16 protein-coding genes are annotated in these 15,970 nt (G+C 73.0%); 11 read left to right on the top strand and 5 right to left on the bottom strand.

The window, feature by feature from the left end; translation table 11 throughout:
• Positions 1 to 40: 40 nt before the first annotated feature.
• Positions 41 to 1,132 (bottom strand): DUF5937 family protein, encoded by a 1,092-nt coding sequence (locus ACIQ87_RS05695; protein ID WP_402402009.1) that lies wholly within the window; start codon positions 1,130 to 1,132, stop codon positions 41 to 43.
• Between the two features lie 116 nt (positions 1,133 to 1,248).
• On the opposite strand from ACIQ87_RS05695, the gene ACIQ87_RS05700 reads away from it, so the two are divergent.
• The 9 genes from ACIQ87_RS05700 (at position 1,249) to ACIQ87_RS05740 (ending at position 10,431) form a co-directional block, all read left to right on the top strand.
• Positions 1,249 to 1,467, top strand: a complete 219-nt coding sequence (locus tag ACIQ87_RS05700; protein ID WP_402402011.1) for a hypothetical protein — start codon at positions 1,249 to 1,251, stop codon at positions 1,465 to 1,467.
• Positions 1,468 to 1,636: 169 nt separating this feature from the next.
• A complete protein-coding gene (locus ACIQ87_RS05705; protein WP_402402014.1) occupies positions 1,637 to 2,809 on the top strand; it encodes an anion permease in 1,173 nt (390 codons plus the stop codon).
• Positions 2,806 to 3,072, top strand: coding sequence for a hypothetical protein (locus ACIQ87_RS05710; RefSeq protein WP_402402016.1), 267 nt, complete (start codon positions 2,806 to 2,808; stop codon positions 3,070 to 3,072). Before ACIQ87_RS05705 ends, ACIQ87_RS05710 begins: the two co-directional genes overlap by 4 nt.
• A gap of 135 nt (positions 3,073 to 3,207) precedes the next feature.
• Positions 3,208 to 3,300 carry an Ms4533A family Cys-rich leader peptide gene (locus ACIQ87_RS05715; protein ID WP_317620150.1) on the top strand — a complete coding sequence of 31 codons (93 nt, stop codon included), beginning with the start codon at positions 3,208 to 3,210 and terminating at the stop codon, positions 3,298 to 3,300.
• 145 nt (positions 3,301 to 3,445) lie between these two features.
• Positions 3,446 to 5,164 (top strand): ABC transporter substrate-binding protein, encoded by a 1,719-nt coding sequence (locus tag ACIQ87_RS05720; protein ID WP_402402019.1) that lies wholly within the window; start codon positions 3,446 to 3,448, stop codon positions 5,162 to 5,164.
• Between the two features lie 32 nt (positions 5,165 to 5,196).
• Positions 5,197 to 6,291, top strand: coding sequence for an ABC transporter permease (locus ACIQ87_RS05725; protein ID WP_402402022.1), 1,095 nt, complete (start codon positions 5,197 to 5,199; stop codon positions 6,289 to 6,291).
• Positions 6,288 to 7,277 carry an ABC transporter permease gene (locus tag ACIQ87_RS05730; RefSeq protein ID WP_402402025.1) on the top strand — a complete coding sequence of 330 codons (990 nt, stop codon included), beginning with the start codon at positions 6,288 to 6,290 and terminating at the stop codon, positions 7,275 to 7,277. Before ACIQ87_RS05725 ends, ACIQ87_RS05730 begins: the two co-directional genes overlap by 4 nt.
• Positions 7,274 to 8,950, top strand: a complete 1,677-nt coding sequence (locus ACIQ87_RS05735; protein ID WP_402402027.1) for an ABC transporter ATP-binding protein — start codon at positions 7,274 to 7,276, stop codon at positions 8,948 to 8,950. Before ACIQ87_RS05730 ends, ACIQ87_RS05735 begins: the two co-directional genes overlap by 4 nt.
• Before the next feature lie 203 nt (positions 8,951 to 9,153).
• Positions 9,154 to 10,431 (top strand): hypothetical protein, encoded by a 1,278-nt coding sequence (locus tag ACIQ87_RS05740; protein ID WP_402402030.1) that lies wholly within the window; start codon positions 9,154 to 9,156, stop codon positions 10,429 to 10,431.
• 40 nt (positions 10,432 to 10,471) lie between these two features.
• On the opposite strand, the gene ACIQ87_RS05745 is transcribed toward ACIQ87_RS05740, so the two are convergent.
• The 4 genes from ACIQ87_RS05745 to ACIQ87_RS05760 all read right to left on the bottom strand — a co-directional run bounded on the left by ACIQ87_RS05745 (position 10,472) and on the right by ACIQ87_RS05760 (position 14,476).
• Positions 10,472 to 11,242: a maleylpyruvate isomerase family mycothiol-dependent enzyme gene (locus ACIQ87_RS05745; protein WP_402402033.1), complete on the bottom strand. Its 771-nt coding sequence runs from the start codon at positions 11,240 to 11,242 to the stop codon at positions 10,472 to 10,474.
• Positions 11,243 to 11,323: 81 nt separating this feature from the next.
• Entirely contained in the window at positions 11,324 to 12,631 is a 1,308-nt protein-coding gene (locus ACIQ87_RS05750; RefSeq protein WP_402402036.1) for an aldehyde dehydrogenase family protein, read from the bottom strand.
• Between the two features lie 319 nt (positions 12,632 to 12,950).
• Positions 12,951 to 13,211: a DUF4279 domain-containing protein gene (locus ACIQ87_RS05755; RefSeq protein WP_402402038.1), complete on the bottom strand. Its 261-nt coding sequence runs from the start codon at positions 13,209 to 13,211 to the stop codon at positions 12,951 to 12,953.
• A 137-nt stretch (positions 13,212 to 13,348) separates the two neighbouring features.
• Complete coding sequence (locus ACIQ87_RS05760) at positions 13,349 to 14,476, bottom strand: NADH:flavin oxidoreductase (protein WP_402402041.1); 1,128 nt, start codon at positions 14,474 to 14,476, stop codon at positions 13,349 to 13,351.
• Here ACIQ87_RS05760 and ACIQ87_RS05765 point away from each other — a divergent pair.
• Both ACIQ87_RS05765 and ACIQ87_RS05770 read left to right on the top strand, forming a co-directional pair.
• Positions 14,475 to 14,606 carry a hypothetical protein gene (locus ACIQ87_RS05765; RefSeq protein WP_402402044.1) on the top strand — a complete coding sequence of 44 codons (132 nt, stop codon included), beginning with the start codon at positions 14,475 to 14,477 and terminating at the stop codon, positions 14,604 to 14,606. The two genes, ACIQ87_RS05760 and ACIQ87_RS05765, sit on opposite strands and share 2 nt — an antisense overlap.
• A 147-nt stretch (positions 14,607 to 14,753) precedes the next feature.
• Entirely contained in the window at positions 14,754 to 15,953 is a 1,200-nt protein-coding gene (locus tag ACIQ87_RS05770) for an FAD-dependent oxidoreductase (protein ID WP_402402046.1), read from the top strand.
• Positions 15,954 to 15,970 lie beyond the last annotated feature (17 nt).

The following is a 15,970-nucleotide window of genomic DNA, read 5'->3' on the forward strand; positions in this document are numbered from 1 at the left end:
CTCTACCGGAACGACCGCCCCGCCTGCCGCCCGGCCCTCCCTACCGCAGCACGGACTCCAGGAAGTCGCTGCCGAGCCGCGTCACGACCGGGATGTCGAGCTGGTGGAGGACGTAGCGCCCCCGGCGCTGGGTGATGACCAGCCCGGCCTTCTTCAGGACGGCGAGGTGGCGGGAGACCTCCGGCGCGGTGATGCCGTACGCGTCGGCCAGCTCGCTCGTCGAGTACGCGCCGCGCGCGAGGTTGCGGCACAGGCTCATCCGCATGGGGTGGGTCAGCGCGTCCAGGCGCAGCTTGACCGTCTCCACGGACTCGGTGCCGCCGACCTCGTGCGCGGCGGCCGGGTACTGGATCACCGGCTGCCAGCCCGCCCCGTAGAGGGTGAAGAGGTGCGGCCAGCCGAAGACGGTCGGCAGCAGCGTGACGCCGGTGCCGCGGGCGTCGGTGCGGCCGTGGATCAGTTTGTCGACGACGATGCGGCTGCCGTGCTCGTCCTCCTCCAGGCTCATCGCGGGTGACGCCGCCGTCAGTGCTTCCGCCAGGCCCTTGCGGCGCAGCAGCTCGGTCTTGTGCTGGGCGTCGGCGGCGAGCTGGACCCGGACCCGGCGCCAGGTGTCGGCGAAGAACGCCTGGTCGCAGTCCTCCAGGAGACGCCGGATCCACGCGCGCGTGGCGGTGGGTTCGGCGAGCATCCGTTCGACGAAGGCCGCCTGGCGCGGGCCGCGGGCCGCCGCCAGGTCGAGCGCGCGGCGCCGCGACCACGCGTCGACCAGCGGTGACGGCAGGCCCTTGGGGTAGTGGCTGGTGCTGCACGAGATCTCCAGGGCCGCGCCCACGAACTTCTCGTCGTCCATGCGGTCGAGGTCGTCGAGCTCCTCGGCGAGGGTCTCCCGGGGCTGGGGCGGCATCAGGAAGTCGGAGCGGGTCGAGCGCCACATGAAGTCGGCCTCGAGCAGCCGGTCGGCCAGTTCCGGTGTGAGCGCGGCCGAGGCCGTCGTCGTCCACGCGTGCAGCCGGGCGTGGTGGGCGGGCTCGGCGAGCGCGTGCAGCGCGTTGCTCAGCTCGGCCAGGGGCGAGGGGCAGAAGACGATCCGCTCGTGCGGGAGTCCGGTGATGTCAATGGTCACGCTCACCCGTCCATGGTGCCTGGCGCCCCTGGCGCCGGGGCGGGCGGGGGAGTCGTTCCCTCATTTGACGGGGGTCGTCAATCGGCGGGACTTGTGGGGCGGCCGGGGTGCACGGTGGGCGCATGAACGCACTGCACCAGCACCTCTTCGACAGCTACCGGGCCGCCCAGCACGACGAGCCGGCTCCGCCCGCCCCCGGTACCCACGACGTCGCGGTGCTGCGCGCGGCCCGCGACCACCGCCGCTTCGAAGCCGTCCTCGCCGGGCGCCCGACCACCGGCTGGCTGCGCCTGGCCGTCCGGCAGGCCCTGCGCCGCCGGCGGCGGGCCGGGGCCTGTTAGGGCCTGTCCGGCAGTTCGCGTCAGGCGTGCGTTGTCAGACACGCCCTGGCGGGCGCTCCTCGCCGGGGCTGCGGGGTGCTGGGCCGATCGGATGGAGCCTCGCGGTTCCCGTTCCGCCCCGGTGGTGGGAGCACGGGTCGGCGGCGGTGCGCGGGCTAGGTTCGTCCCCGTGACCGGCAACGACGTAGTTCTGGCGCTGGTGGTGGTCACCGCGCTGGGTTTCGACTTCACCAACGGCTTCCACGACACCGGCAACGCCATGGCGACCTCGATCGTCACCGGAGCCCTCCCGCCGCGCGTCGCGGTCGGGGTCTCGGCGGTACTGAACCTGGTGGGCGCGTTCCTGTCGACCGCGGTCGCCGCCACGATCGCCGGCGGCCTGGTGCAGAGCGCCGACGTGACGCTGACCGTGGTCGTGGCGGGCCTGACGGGCAGCATCCTGTGGAACCTGGCGACCTGGTACGCCGGGATCCCGTCCAGCTCCTCCCACGCGCTGGTCGGCGGCGTGGTCGGGGCGACCATGGCGGCGGCCGGGGCCTCCGCCGTCAAGTGGCAGGGCCTCGTCTCCAAGGTGATCGTGCCGGCGGCGCTGTCGCCGGTCATCGCCGGGTCGGTCGCCGCGCTCGGCACCTACCTCGTCTACCGCCTCACCCGCGGCGTCGCCGAAGGCTCGCGAACGCGCGGTTTCCGCGGCGGCCAGGTCGGTTCGGCCTGCATGGTCTCGCTCGCCCACGGCACCAACGACGCGCAGAAGACCATGGGCGTCATCACCCTGGCCCTGATCGCCAACGGGACGCTGCACGCCGGGGCGAAGGCGCCGGACTGGGTGATCGTCTCCTGCGCCACGGCCATCGCCCTGGGCACCTACATCGGCGGCTGGCGGGTCATCAGGGCCCTGGGCAAGGGGCTGGTGGAGATCGAACCGCCGCAGGGGATGGCCAGCGAGTCGGCCTCGGCCGCCGTCATCCTCTGCTCCGCCGACTTCGGCTACTCGCTCTCCACCACCCACGTCGCCACCGGGTCGATCCTCGGATCGGGGGTCGGCAGGAGGGACGCGGTCGTACGGTGGAACATCGCCCGTCGCATGGTGGTGGCCTGGGTGCTCACCCTCCCGGCCGCGGGGATGGTCGGGGCGCTGGCCTACTGGGCCGCCAACGGGATCGGCGGCACCGCCGGCGTGGTGGTCGTCTTCATCGTGCTGGTGGCGGCCTCGGTCGCCTTCTTCGTCGCGTCCCGCCACCCGGCCGTCACCCCGGAGAACGTCAACGCCGCCTGGACCGGCTCGGTCGTCCCCGAGCCCGTTCTCGACGAGCCGGCCCGCACCGACGAGGTGGCCTCGTGAACCACTGGATCGACCTGAACGCGCTCTGGAAGATCATCCTGGTCGGAGTCCTCGCCGGCGCCGGCCTGCCCGCGCTGTTCGCCGTCGGTGTGCGCGCCCTCTACCCCCCGGCCCCGGCCCCGGCCCCGCCCCCGGCCGGGGCCGGGGCCGGGGTGCCACGCGCCAGGGCCGGGGCGCTCGGGGTCACCGTCGCCGTCGTGTGCTTCGCGGTGGTCCTGGCCGCGATCGGCTGGGGCATCTTCATCATCGTCAACCACAGCTGAAGCGCACGGGTCCGGTCCGCCGGTGGCGCCGTCCCGCTGAACACCGGCCCGGAAATCCGTTCCGGTCGTTCCCCCGGAGGGGGGAGCGAAACTGGAGTTTTGACATTCCGCTTAAAGTCATACAGTCTTCTCGGCATGTCTGACCGTCACCCGATCGAGTGCGCCGCCATCGAGCTGGCGCTGATCGGCGTGGCCGCGCACTGCGTTTCCGACAATCTCTGTCGCTGAATCCGCCTGTCCCGAAGCCTTCGCGGTGACCGCCGCTTCGGGACGTCGCCCCTTTCCGCGGGCGCGGTGCCGCTCCATCTTCCCGAGGCCTCACTGTCGCCCGCCTTCCTCCGTACACCATCGGTAGCGAAAGGCTCCCTTTCCGATGTCTCGAACCACCTTCACCCCTCGCCGCCTCGCCCTGGCGACCGTCACCGCCGCGCTCGTCGTCGGACTGGCGGCGTGCGGACCGAAGGCCGACGGCGGTGGTGGCACCGGCAAGGACGCCGCACCGCAACAGGGCGGCACCCTCACCGTCCTCAACCAGCTCCCGCAGGAGCAGTTCGACCCCGCACGGCTCTACACCTCCGGCGGCGGCAACGTCCCCTCCCTGGTCTTCCGCACCCTCACCACCCGCAACCGGGTCGACGGCGCGGCCGGCACCAAGGTCGTCCCCGACCTCGCCACCGACACCGGCACCCCCTCGGAGGGCGCCACGGTGTGGACGTTCCACCTCAAGGACGGCCTGAAGTTCGAGGACGGCTCGCCGATCACCACCGCCGACATCAAGTACGGCATCGAGAGGTCATTCGCGCCCGAACTCTCCGGCGGCGCACCGTTCCTGAGGGACTGGCTGGTCGGCGCCGCCGACTACCAGGGCCCGTACAAGGACGGCCGCACCCTGGACGCCATCGAGACGCCGGACGACAAGACCATCGTCTTCCGCCTCAACAAGCCCGAGGGCGACTTCCCCTACCTGGCGACCCAGACGCAGTTCGCACCCGTCCCGAAGGCCAAGGACACCGGGACGAAGTACCAGGACCACCCGATCTCCTCCGGCCCCTACCAGGTCGTCAAGAACGAGAACGACGGCACGCACCTCGTCCTCAAGCGCAACCCCAACTGGTCGGCGGCGACGGACGACCAGCGCAAGGCTTACCCCGACACCGTCGACGTGCAGTCCGGGCTCGACCCGGCGGTGATCAACCAGCGGCTCACCGCGAGCACCGGGGCCGACGCGGCCGCCGTCACCACCGACACCAACCTCGGCCCCTCCGAACTCGCCCAGGTCAAGGACGACAAGGCCCTCGCCGCGCGGGTCGGCACCGGCCACTTCGGCTTCGTCAACTACCTGGCGTTCAACCCCAAGGTCAAGCCCTTCGACGACCCGAAGGTCCGACAGGCCGTCGCCTACGCGATCAACCGCACCTCGGTGGTCAACGCCGTCGGCGGCTCCTCGCTCGCCGAGCCCGCCACCACCTTCCTGCCCAACCAGGAGACCTTCGGGTACACGCCGTACGACCCGTTCCCGGCCGGCGCCACCGGCAACCCGGAGAAGGCCAAGGAGCTGCTGAAGGAGGCCGGTTACCCGGACGGCCTGACCGTCACGCTCACCCACTCCACCGCGACCGGCAAGGCCTACGGCCCGGACGTGGCCACCGCCGTCCAGGACGGACTGAAGGCGGCCGGGATCACCGTCCAGCTGGAGCCCCTGGACTCCACCAGGTACTCCAAGACGATCCACGGCGTCGGCACCGAGCCCGGCCTCTTCCTCACCGGCTGGGGCGCCGACTGGCCGTCCGGCGGCCCGTTCCTGGCGCCGATCTTCGACGGCCGGCAGATCGTCACCGACGGCTCCAACTTCAACACCGCGCAGCTGAACGACCCCTCGGTGAACGACGAGATCGACCAGATCAACAAGATCACCGACCACGCCGAGGCCGCCAAGCGCTGGGGCGCCCTGGACAAGCGCATCGGCGACCAGGCCCTGACCGTCCCGCTGTACCACCCCGTGTACAAGCGGCTGTCCGGCAAGGACGTCCGCAACATCGTGATCAGCGACTGGACCGGCGTGCTGGACATCTCCCAGGTCGCGGTCAAGTAGCCGACGGGAACGGACGGATCGAACGGACCACCATGGCTCCACAGGAACCCAGCGCCGGGGAGGCCCTCGCGGCCTCCCCGGCCCCCGGGGGACGGCAGGTGTGGCGGCGGCTGCTCGCGCGGCGCACCGCCCTCGCCGCCGGCCTCGTCATCGTCCTGCTCGTCCTGATCGCGGTGGCGGCACCGCTGCTCAGCGCGCTCGAAGGGCAGGACCCCACCAGCTTCCACAACGACCTGCTCGACTCGGCGGCCGGCGGCGTGCCCACCGGCTCCTTCGGCGGCATCAGCGCCGACCACTGGCTGGGCGTCGAACCGGGCACCGGGCGAGACGTCTTCGCCCGGCTCGTCCACGGCGCCCGGATCTCGCTGCTCGTCGCCCTCGGAGCCACCGTCGTCCAGGTCGCCATCGGCGTCCTGGTCGGCCTCGCCGCGGGCCTCGGCAGCCGGGTGCTCGACCAGCTGATCGGCAACACCACCGAGGTGATGCTCGCGCTGCCCTCGCTGGTCTTCGCCATCTCGCTGATGGCCGTCGTGCCCGCCGACTTCCCCCGCCCGCTCCTGCTGACCCTGGTCATCGGGCTGCTGGGCTGGGCCGGCACCTCGCGGATCGTCCGGGCGCAGACGCTCGCCCTCCGGCAGCTCGACTACGTGGCCGCGGCCCGGCTGGCGGGCGCCACCCGGTGGCGGATCGCCCGCCGGGAGCTGCTGCCCTCGCTCGCCGCGCCGGTCGTCACCTACGCGGCGGTGCTGCTGCCGGGCAACGTGATCGCCGAGTCCGGGCTGTCCTTCCTCGGGGTGGGCGTCAAGCCGCCGACCTCGTCCTGGGGCCAGATGCTCTCCGGCGCCACCACCTGGTTCCGCGCGGACCCGACGTACGTGCTGCTCCCGTCCGCGCTGCTGTTCGTCACCGTGCTCGCCTTCACCCTGCTCGGCGACGCCGTGCGCACCGAGCTCGACCCCCGGGCGGCCTCCCGGCTGCGGGTCGGGGCGCCGAGCGGCGGCGCCGCGGCAGGCACCGGTTCCTCGACGGCCGGTTCCTCGACGGCTGGTTCCTCGACGGCTGGTTCCTCGACGGCTGGTTCCTCGACGACCGGTTCTTCCAACACCGCCGAGGAGGCCACTGCATGACCCGCTTCCTGCTCCGCAAGGCCCTCGGCATGCTCGGCGTGCTGCTCGCCCTCTCCGTGATCGTCTACGCGGTGTTCTACATCGCCCCCGGCGACCCGGCCCAGCTGGCCTGCGGCGAGAAGTGCAGCCCCGCCCAGGTCGCCCAGGTGCGCGAACGCCTCGGCCTGGACGCGCCCGTGTACCTCCAGTACGCCCACTTCCTCCAGGGCATCGTCGCCGGCCGCGACTTCAGCGCCGGCACCGGGCTGCTGCACTGCCCGGCCCCCTGCCTCGGCGTCTCCTACCGCAGCGGCGAGCAGGTCACCGACATGATCGCCGCCCGGCTCCCGGTGACGGCCTCGCTGGCGCTCGGCGCGATGGTGCTCTGGCTGCTCCTCGGCGTCGGCACCGGACTGCTCTCCGCGCTGCGCCGCGGCCGGCTCAGCGAGCGCCTGCTGACCGCGCTGACCCTGGCCGGCAACTCCGTCCCGGTCTTCGTCATCGGCCTGGTGCTGCTCATCGTCCTGTGCGCCCAGCTCCAGTGGCTGCCGTTCCCGAGCTACGCACCGCTCACCGAGGACCCGCAGCAGTGGTTCTGGGGCCTGCTGCTGCCCTGGATCTCACTCGCCCTGATCGAGTCCGCCAAGTACGCCCGGCTGACCCGCTCCTCCATGCTGGAGACCCTCGCCGACGACCACATCCGGACCTTCCGGGCGTACGGCGTCAGTGAACGGCGCCTGGTGACCAGGCACGCGCTGCGCGGCGCGCTCACCCCGGTGATCGCGCTCACCGCCATGGACCTCGGGACGATGTTCGGGGGAGCGGTGCTGACCGAGTCGCTCTTCGGCCTCCCGGGGCTCGGCAAGCTGCTGGTCACCTCCGTCGGCCTGATCGACCTGCCGACCGTCGTCGGACTCACCCTCGTCACCGGGTTCTGCGTGGTCCTCGCCAATGTCGTCGCGGACGTGCTGTACGCGGTGACCGACCGAAGGGTGGTCCTGACGTGAGCACCGAACCCCTCGTCGACGTCCGGGACCTGGTCGTCGACTTCCCGGTCGGCGACGGCCACGTCCGCGCCGTCGACGGCGTGAACTTCACCCTGGGGGCCGGGCAGGCGCTCGGCATCGTCGGCGAGTCCGGCTCCGGCAAGAGCACCGTCGCCTACGGCCTGCTCGGCCTGCACCGCGGGACCGGCGCCCGGATCGGCGGCTCCGTGCGGGTCGCCGGCGTCGACGCCGTCACCGCCGAGGACGCGGAACTCCGGCGGCTGCGCGGCGGACTGGCGGCCATGGTGTTCCAGGACCCGCTCTCCGCGCTCGACCCCTACTACGCGGTGGGCGACCAGATCGCCGAGGTCGTGCGGGTCCACCGGCCCGTCTCCCGCCGGGACGCCCGGGCCAGGGCCGTCGAGGTGCTCGACCGCGTCGGCATCCCCGACGCGGCGCGGCGCTCGCGGTCGCGTCCGCACGAGTTCAGCGGCGGCATGCGCCAGCGGGTGCTGATCGCGATGGCCCTCGCCTGCGAACCCCGGCTGCTGGTCGCCGACGAGCCGACGACGGCGCTGGACGTCACCGTCCAGGCCCAGATCCTCGACCTGCTGCACGAGTTGCGCGCGGAGACCGGCGCCGGACTGGTCCTGGTCACCCACGACCTGGGCGTGGTCGCCGGGAGCGTCGACCGGGTGCTGGTGATGAAGGACGGCCGGGCGGTGGAACACGGCCCCGTCACCGAGGTGCTGGGCGCCCCGCGCGAGCCGTACACCCGGGCACTGCTGTCCGCGGTGCCCCGGGTCGACGTGCCCGGCGCCCCGGAGACGACGGGCCGTCCGAGCGAGCCGGCCGCGGGCGACGTCCTGCTCGAAGCCACCGACCTGCGCCGGGAGTTCGCCACCCGCGGCGCCCTCACCGGGCGCACCGCCCCCGTCACCGCCGTGGACGGCGTCTCGCTCACCGTCCGGGCCGGCGAGACGCTGGGCATCGTCGGCGAGTCCGGCTCCGGGAAGACCACCCTCGGGCGGATGCTCGTCCGACTGCTGGAGCCGAGCGGCGGGCAACTCCACTACCGGGGGCGCGACATCGGCGCGCTCGGGGAGAAGGAACTGCGCCCGCTCCGGCGCGAGCTGCAGATGGTCTTCCAGGACCCGGTCTCCTCGCTCAACCCGCGCCGCACCATCGGGGAGTCCGTCGCCGACCCGCTGCGCATCGCCGGAGAGCGCGACGAGCGCCGCATCCGCGCCCGGGTCGGCGAACTCCTCGAACGCGTGGGGCTCGACCCCGACTGGTACCACCGCTATCCGCACGAGTTCTCCGGCGGACAGCGGCAGCGGGTCGGCATCGCCCGGGCGCTCGCCCCCCGGCCGCGGCTGATCGTCTGCGACGAACCGGTCTCCGCACTGGACGTCACCACGCAGGCCCAGGTGGTCGAGCTGCTGGGCGAGTTGCAGCGCGACCTCGGCCTCGCGCTGGTCTTCATCGCCCACGACCTCGCCGTGGTCCGGCAGGTCAGCGACCGGGTCGCCGTGATGCGGGCCGGGCGGATCGTGGAGCAGGGCGACGCCGACACGGTGTACGACTCGCCTCAACACGCCTACACCAAGGGGCTGCTGGCCGCCGTACCGGTGCTGGACCCGGCCGAGGCCACCGCCCGGCGCGAGGCCCGGCTGGCCGCCGCCGGAGCCTGACCGGGCACCGGAGCCCGACCGGCCGCCGGAGCCCGACCGGCTGCCGGAGCCCGACCGGCTGCCGGAGCCCGACCTGGCCGGCCCGCGTCTCTCGGGGTGCGGGCCGGCCCGGGGGCGCGCGGACGCCGGTGGGAAACCGGAGGTGACGGTGCGGCGCGGCCGATGGCCCTGTGCGGGCGATCGGTCACCCTATGGTGTTTCCCATGCGCGGATCGAAACTCCTGTACGCGGCAGTGGTCCTGATCCTGGGTGCGGCCTCCGTGGCCGTCGCGAGGAACTCCCGGAGCGACACCGCCGAGACCCGCATGGCGCCGGCCATCCTGCTGGCCGGCGAGTACCACGAGAACCACCTGCGGCCCATCGCCGACGAGATCCACCGACTCGTCGACACCGGCCGCGTCGACGGCGGTGACTTCACCTCGATCGTGTTCCACGGCGACGAGCACCGCCTCGACCTCTACTGGAAGGGGCCGGTCCCCGCCGGGATCACCGAGGCCGTCGACTCCTGGCGCGCCCGCACCCACGAGCAGATGCGGCACGAACCCGCCGGCCCGGTGAGCCCCGACTACGACGTCCGCTACCACCAGGCCGCCTACTCCCGCTCCGAGATGGACCAGGCCGTCGACCGGTTCGTCACCGCCGTCGGCAACGACACCTCGGAGTGGTCCACGATCTCGCCCGCCAACGACGGCAGCGGCCTCCTGCTGACGTACCGGCCGAAGACCACCAGGCGCCTCGCGCCGGCGAACGCCCCGGCACGTGACTACGAGACCCGGGCCGAGCAGCTCGCCGGCATCCCCGTCCACGCGGGGACCGGCTCCCCGGAGACCTCCACCCGGGGCGGCCGCACCGGCGACGCCCCGCCCTGGTACGCCGGAGCCGACCTCACCCTGAGCGACAACTCCCGCTGCTCCACCGGAATCCCCGGCTGGGTCGGCGACCGGCGGGTGCTGCTCATCGCCGCCCACTGCCAGACCGGCGGGAACGTCTACAACGGGCAGCGCGTCGTCGGGGAGGTCACCGCCCACGACGACGGCCTCGACGTCGCCGTCGTCACGACCGGCCAGGAGACCGCGGCCCGCTTCTACAGCGGCTCCTGGAACAGCGGCGACTCCCGTCCGCTGTACGGCCCGGCGCGCCTGGACCCGGGCCAGTCCGCCTGCTTCAGCGGCGCCACGTCCGGGTTCCACTGCGAGCTGGAGGTCACGCGGGTGGGCGTCCACTCGTCGTCCGGCCGTACCGACGCGACCGAGGTGAGGTCCCGCGGTGGCGGCGTCGCCGTCGCCCAGGGCGACAGCGGGGGGCCGGCGGTGGCCAACCCGCAGGGCGACGCCATGGCGCCGGTCGGCGTCATCACCGCCGGGAACACCGACACGAAGGTCCCGTGCGGCGCGACGGCGATCCCGACGACCTGCTTCTCGACCGGCTACTACACGCCGCTCGACCCGGTCGCGTCCAGGTTCGGGTTCTCGGCGTCGTGACCGCGCCGGGGACTCTCGTGTGGCGTGCTCGGGGGTCGTACTAGAACGCGGAGTTGGTGAACCAGAGGTCCAGCAGTTCCTCGTCTCCGGCGACGGTGACCTCGGGCGCCGAGCGGTCGATCCGGCCGTAGAGGAGGAGCAGCAGGTCGGCGGCGGTGGCCGAGACGCCGGCGTCGGCGGTGGGGGCGGTCGGGCCGTTCGGGGCGGCGGCGTCCAGGCCGAAGCCGTCGGGGCGCAGGCGCACCAGCCAGTCGCCGTCCCCGTCGGTGCGGGTGAAGCGGACCGTGCGGTCGTCGCCGCGGAGTCCGGCCGTCCGCGGGGCGAAGGAGGCGGCGTACGGCAGGTTGGTGAGGAACTCGTCGACGCCGTCCGCGGCGAGGTCCGGGTCGATCTCGGGCTTCAGCCCCAGCGCGAGTTCGGCGTCGGCGCGGTGGACGAGGGTCTCGAAGAGCATCCGGCGCACCCAGAACCGGGCGTGCTGGTCGGCGCCCCAGGCCCACATCGGGGCGTCGAGGTCGGTCTCGGTGAACGTCGCCCCGGCCTCCGCACCGGCCTCGGTGAGCCAGGTCGGGTAGTCCTCCGCCCGCTCGGGGAGCTTCAGGTCGACGTCCCGGCTGGTGGGCGGTGCCTGGACGCGCTGCCGCAGCAGGACGGTGAACCAGCGCTGGACGCTGCCGGCGTGGCGGAGGAGGTCGGTGAGGGTCCAGCCGGGACAGCCGGGGACGGGGGTGGTCGGGTCGGCGGACCGTACGACGGTGGTGAACCTGTCGGTCTCGGCGGCCACGGCGGCGACGTGCTCGTTCGGGGTCATGGACGGATGCTCCGGGGGCTCGGGGGCGGCAGGGGCTGGTGCGGTCTCGGCGGGGCTCGGGTCTCGGCGTGGGGCCGCGGGTCAGGCGAGGGGCTTGTCGACGACGGCCTTGGTGTGGCTGAACGTGTCGATTGAGTACTCGCCGTGGTAGCGGCCCATGCCGCTCTCGCCGACGCCGCCGAACGGCAGCTCGGGCATCGCCAGGTGCGAGACCGGCAGGCCGAAGCTGAGCGCGCCGGAGGAGGTCTCCTCGGCCAGCCGCCGCTTGGTGTCCGCGGACTCGGTGAAGGCGTAGAGGGCGAGCGGCTTGTCGCGCTCGTTGATGAACGCGATCGCCGCGTCGAGGTCGGGGACGCTGAGGACGGGCAGGATCGGGCCGAAGATCTCGGTCCGCATCACCGGGGCGGTCGCGGGCACGTCGGCGAGGACGGTCGGGGCCAGGTAGCGGGTGGCACGGTCGTGCTCGCCGCCGACGACGGTCCGCCCGTCGCCGAGCAGCGCGGTGAGCCGGTCGAAGTGGCGCTCGTTGACGATCCGCCCGTACTCCGGGTTCGCGGCCGGGTCCTCGCCGTACAGTTCCCGCACCGCGTCGGCCAGTTCGCGTTCCAGGGCGGCCGCGGTGTCGCCGAGGGCGAGGACGTAGTCGGGGGCGACGCAGGTCTGTCCGGCGTTGAGGAACTTGCCGCGGGCGATCCGCCGGGCGGTGACGGCGAGGTCGGCGCCGGGGTCGACCACGACCGGGCTTTTGCCGCCGAGTTCCAGGGTGACCGGGGTGAGGTGCCGAGCGGCGGCGGTCATGACGATCCGTCCGACGGTGCCGTTGCCGGTGTAGAAGATGTGGTCGAAGCGCTGCTCCAGCAGGGCGGTGGTCTCCGGGACGGCGCCCTCGACGACCGCGACCGCCTCCTCGCCGAGATAGCGCGGCAGCAGTTCGGCGATGGCCGCGGAGGTCGCGGGGGCGAGTTCGCTGGGCTTGACGAGGGCGGTGTTCCCGGCGGCCAGGGCGCCGACCAGCGGGGACAGGGCGAGCTGGAGCGGGTAGTTCCAGGGCGCGATGATCAGCACCACGCCCAGCGGGTCGCGGACGACCCGGGCTTCGGCGGGGCGGAAGAACGCCGGTACGGCGGCCGGCCTCGGCTCCAGCCATTCCGCCAAGTGGCTTACGGCATGGTTGAGTTCGTTGAGGGTGAAGCCGATCTCGGTTCGGTAGGCCTCGGTGGCGCTCTTGCCGAGGTCGGCGTGCAGGGCCTGCTGGAACACCTCAGCCTGCTCGGTGAGCAGGGCGCGCAGGGCGGCCAGCTTGTCCAGTCGCCAGGCGAGCGGCCTGGTGCGGCCGGTGGAGAATTCGGCCCGCAGGCGGGCGACCACGGAAGGGATGGCGTCGGTCATGAGGGTCTCGCGGTCTTGAGGTGGGGAGACGGTACTTGCTGGCAGAAATTTTCACTACCTGAAGCAATGGCGACCCTAGGGATGAAAGGTTGAGATTGTCAAGCATCCGCCTTTCGGTGGGTCGACCGGCTGCGGTCGGGTGTCAGGGGCGGTAGCCGGTGAGGCTGTGGGTGGGGTGCCGGCCCTGGGCGCGGGCGCGGGTGAGGTCGAGGACGACGCCGGGTGGGGAGGGCCCGCCACGCGCGCCCGGGGACGCCGGTCGGTGGGCCTCCGGGGGCGGGCGGTTTCGGCGGGGGATCCGCCGTCGGTGGGGTGTCGGTCAGTCGGGGGCGAGGGCGGCGATCGCCTGGGTGTGGGGAGCGAGCCGTTCGAGGACCCGGGCGATCTGCTCGTCGACGCACAGGCCCGGTTCGCGGCAGACGATCTTCCACCGGTGGGCGGCGGGGATGGGCCTGGGTCCGGCGATGCGGCTGCCGCGGATCATGACTTCGTCGGGTTCGAGCCCGAGGACGGCGGCCATGTCGGCTGCGGAGGTGTGGAGGCTGGAGAGCGCGAAGTGGACGTACCGGTCGTCCGGCACGGGGAAAGGAATAGGTGCCCTCCGGCCGGTGCCCTCCGGCCGGGCCGTCAGCGGCGGGCTGTCGGTGCCGGGCCGTAAGGGCCCGACCCCGCCGACGTGTTGCGTTCGCGGTGGGGTCGGGCCCTCGGGCGCGGTGGTCAGCTCAGGGTGCGGAGCGAGGCGGCGTCGTAGGGGCGCAGGTCGGCGAAGCGGCCGGAGAGGACCTTGGCGGCCCACTGCGGGTCCTGGAGGAGGGCGCGGCCGACGGCGACCAGGTCGAACTCGTCGCGCTCCAGCCGGTCGAGCAGGTTGTCGATGCCCCGGACCGGCGCGCCCTCGCCCGCGAACGCGCGGACGAAGTCGCCGTCGAGGCCGACCGAGCCGACCGTGATGGCGGGGCGGCCGGTGAGCTTCCTGGTCCAGCCGGCCAGGTTGAGGTCCGAGCCGTCGAACTCGGGGACCCAGTAGCGGCGGGTCGAGGCGTGGAAGGCGTCGACGCCGGCCTCGGCGAGCGCGGTGAGGATCGCCTCCAGCTCCTCGGGGCTCTCGGCGAGGCGGGCGTCGTAGTTGTCCGACTTCCACTGGGAGTAGCGGAAGATCACCGGGAACTCCGGGGAGACGGCCTCGCGCACCGCGGTGACGAGCTCGGCGGTGAACTTCGTCCGGGCGACCGGGTCGCCGCCGTAGGCGTCGGTGCGGCGGTTGGTGCCCGCCCACAGGAACTGGTCGAGCAGGTAGCCGTGGGCGCCGTGCAGTTCGACGCCGTCGAAGCCGATCCGCTCGGCGGCCGCGGCGGCCTCGGCGAACGCGCCGATGACGGCGTCCAGGTCGGCCCGGGTCATCGCCCGCCCCGTCCCCTCGGTGCCGTCCAGCCGGATGCCGGACGGGCCGACGGCGGGGGCGTCGGCGAACGGCGGGTCGCCCTGCTTGCGGACCATCCCGATGTGCCAGAGCTGCGGCACGATGGTGCCGCCCGCCGCGTGGACGTCCTCGGCGACGCGGGCCCACCCGGCCAGCTGCTCCTCGCCGTGGAAGCGCGGGATGTCGTCGCTCTGGCCGGCGGACTCGTGGCCGACGTACGTGCCCTCGGTGACGATCAGGCCGACGCCGGCGGCGGCGCGGCGGGCGTAGTACGAGCGCACGTCCTCGCCGGGTACGCCGCCCGGGGAGAACTTGCGTGTCATCGGCGCCATCGCGATGCGGTTGGGCACGGTCAGCCCGTTGATCGTGACGGGTCGGGACAGGATCCCGGCCGCGCGGTCGGCGGCGGTCTCGGTGACGGTCATGGGATTCCTCGAGGTCGCGGTGGCGGTGTCGGCGGCGATGTCGACGGCGTGCGCCGGGACGGAAACGGTTGCCCGTACCAACCACCTCGGTGGCCTCCGCATTTCTCGGCCCGCGCTCGGCACGCTGTGATCCGCGCCACTGCGCGCCGCGTCGCGCCGCAGCCGGGTGGCCGTCGCCGCCCGTCCTGCCTCGGAGGCAAATGTACGGACAATATCTTGCGGTCCGTGGCGGTCCTCTCTACTTTAATGTCCGTACATTTCGTGAGGGAGGGACCCCTTGATAACCAGGCATCACCGGATCGTGATCATCGGCGGCGGGACCGCGGGGATCACCGTCGCGGCCAGGCTCCGCCGCGCGGGTGAGCGGGACGTCGCGGTGCTCGATCCGAGCGACCGTCACTACTACCAGCCGCTCTGGACCTTGGTCGGCGGCGGCCGGGCGCCGCTGTCGGAGAGCATCCGGTCGCAGGCGTCCGTCATGCCGAAGGGCGTGGAGTGGATACGCCGCGCGGCCGTCGCCGTCGACCCCGAGGCCCGGGAGGTGGCGCTGGACGACGGCGGCACCGTCTCCTACGACCACCTCGTGGTCTGCCCCGGCATCCAGCTGGACTGGGACCGGGTGCCCGGCCTGGAAGCCGGGCTCGGCAAGGACGGCCTGTCCAGCAACTACCTGCCCCAGTACGCCCCCGCGACCTGGCGCTTCATCCGCGAGACCCGCTCCGGCAGCGCGGTGTTCAGCATGCCGACCGGCGCCGTCAAGTGCGGCGGTGCCCCGCAGAAGATCGCCTACCTGGCCGCCGACTACTGGCGCCAGCAGGGCGTGCTCGGCAAGATCGACGTCCACCTGGTGATCCCCGGTGCCGCCATCTTCGGCGTCCCCGAGTTCGCCCGTGTGCTCGACGGCGTGGTGCGCCGGTACGGCATCAAGGTCCACTACGGGAGCGAGGTCAGCGAGGTCCGCCCGGACGCCCGCGAGGTGGTCGTCACCGACCTGGGGACCGGGGGTACGACGACCCTGCCGTACGACGTCGCCCACGTGGTGCCGCCGCAGAGCGCCCCGGACTGGGTCAAGCGCAGCCCGCTCGCCGGGGCCGACGACCCGGCCGGCTACGTCGAGATCGACAAGCACACGATGCGGCACGTCCGGTACCCCAACGTGTGGGCGCTCGGCGACGCCGGCTCGTCCCCGAACTCCAAGACCGGCGCCGCGGTGCGCAAGCAGGCGCCCGTGCTCGTCGAGAACCTCCTCGCCGCCCTCAACGGCCGGGAGCCCAAGGCCTCCTACGACGGCTACTCCTCCTGCCCGCTGACCACCGCCCGCAACAAGATGCTGCTCGCCGAGTTCGACTACAGCGGTCGGCCCACCCCGTCGATCCCGGTGATCGACACCATCCGCGAGCGCACCGACATGTGGTACCTCAAGCGGCGCGGCCTGCCGTTCCTCTACTGGAACCTCATGCTCCGCGGGCTCGCCTGACCGGTACGGGGCGCACC

This window comes from Kitasatospora sp. NPDC096204 (assembly GCF_044763205.1).
Taxonomy (GTDB): domain Bacteria; phylum Actinomycetota; class Actinomycetes; order Streptomycetales; family Streptomycetaceae; genus Kitasatospora.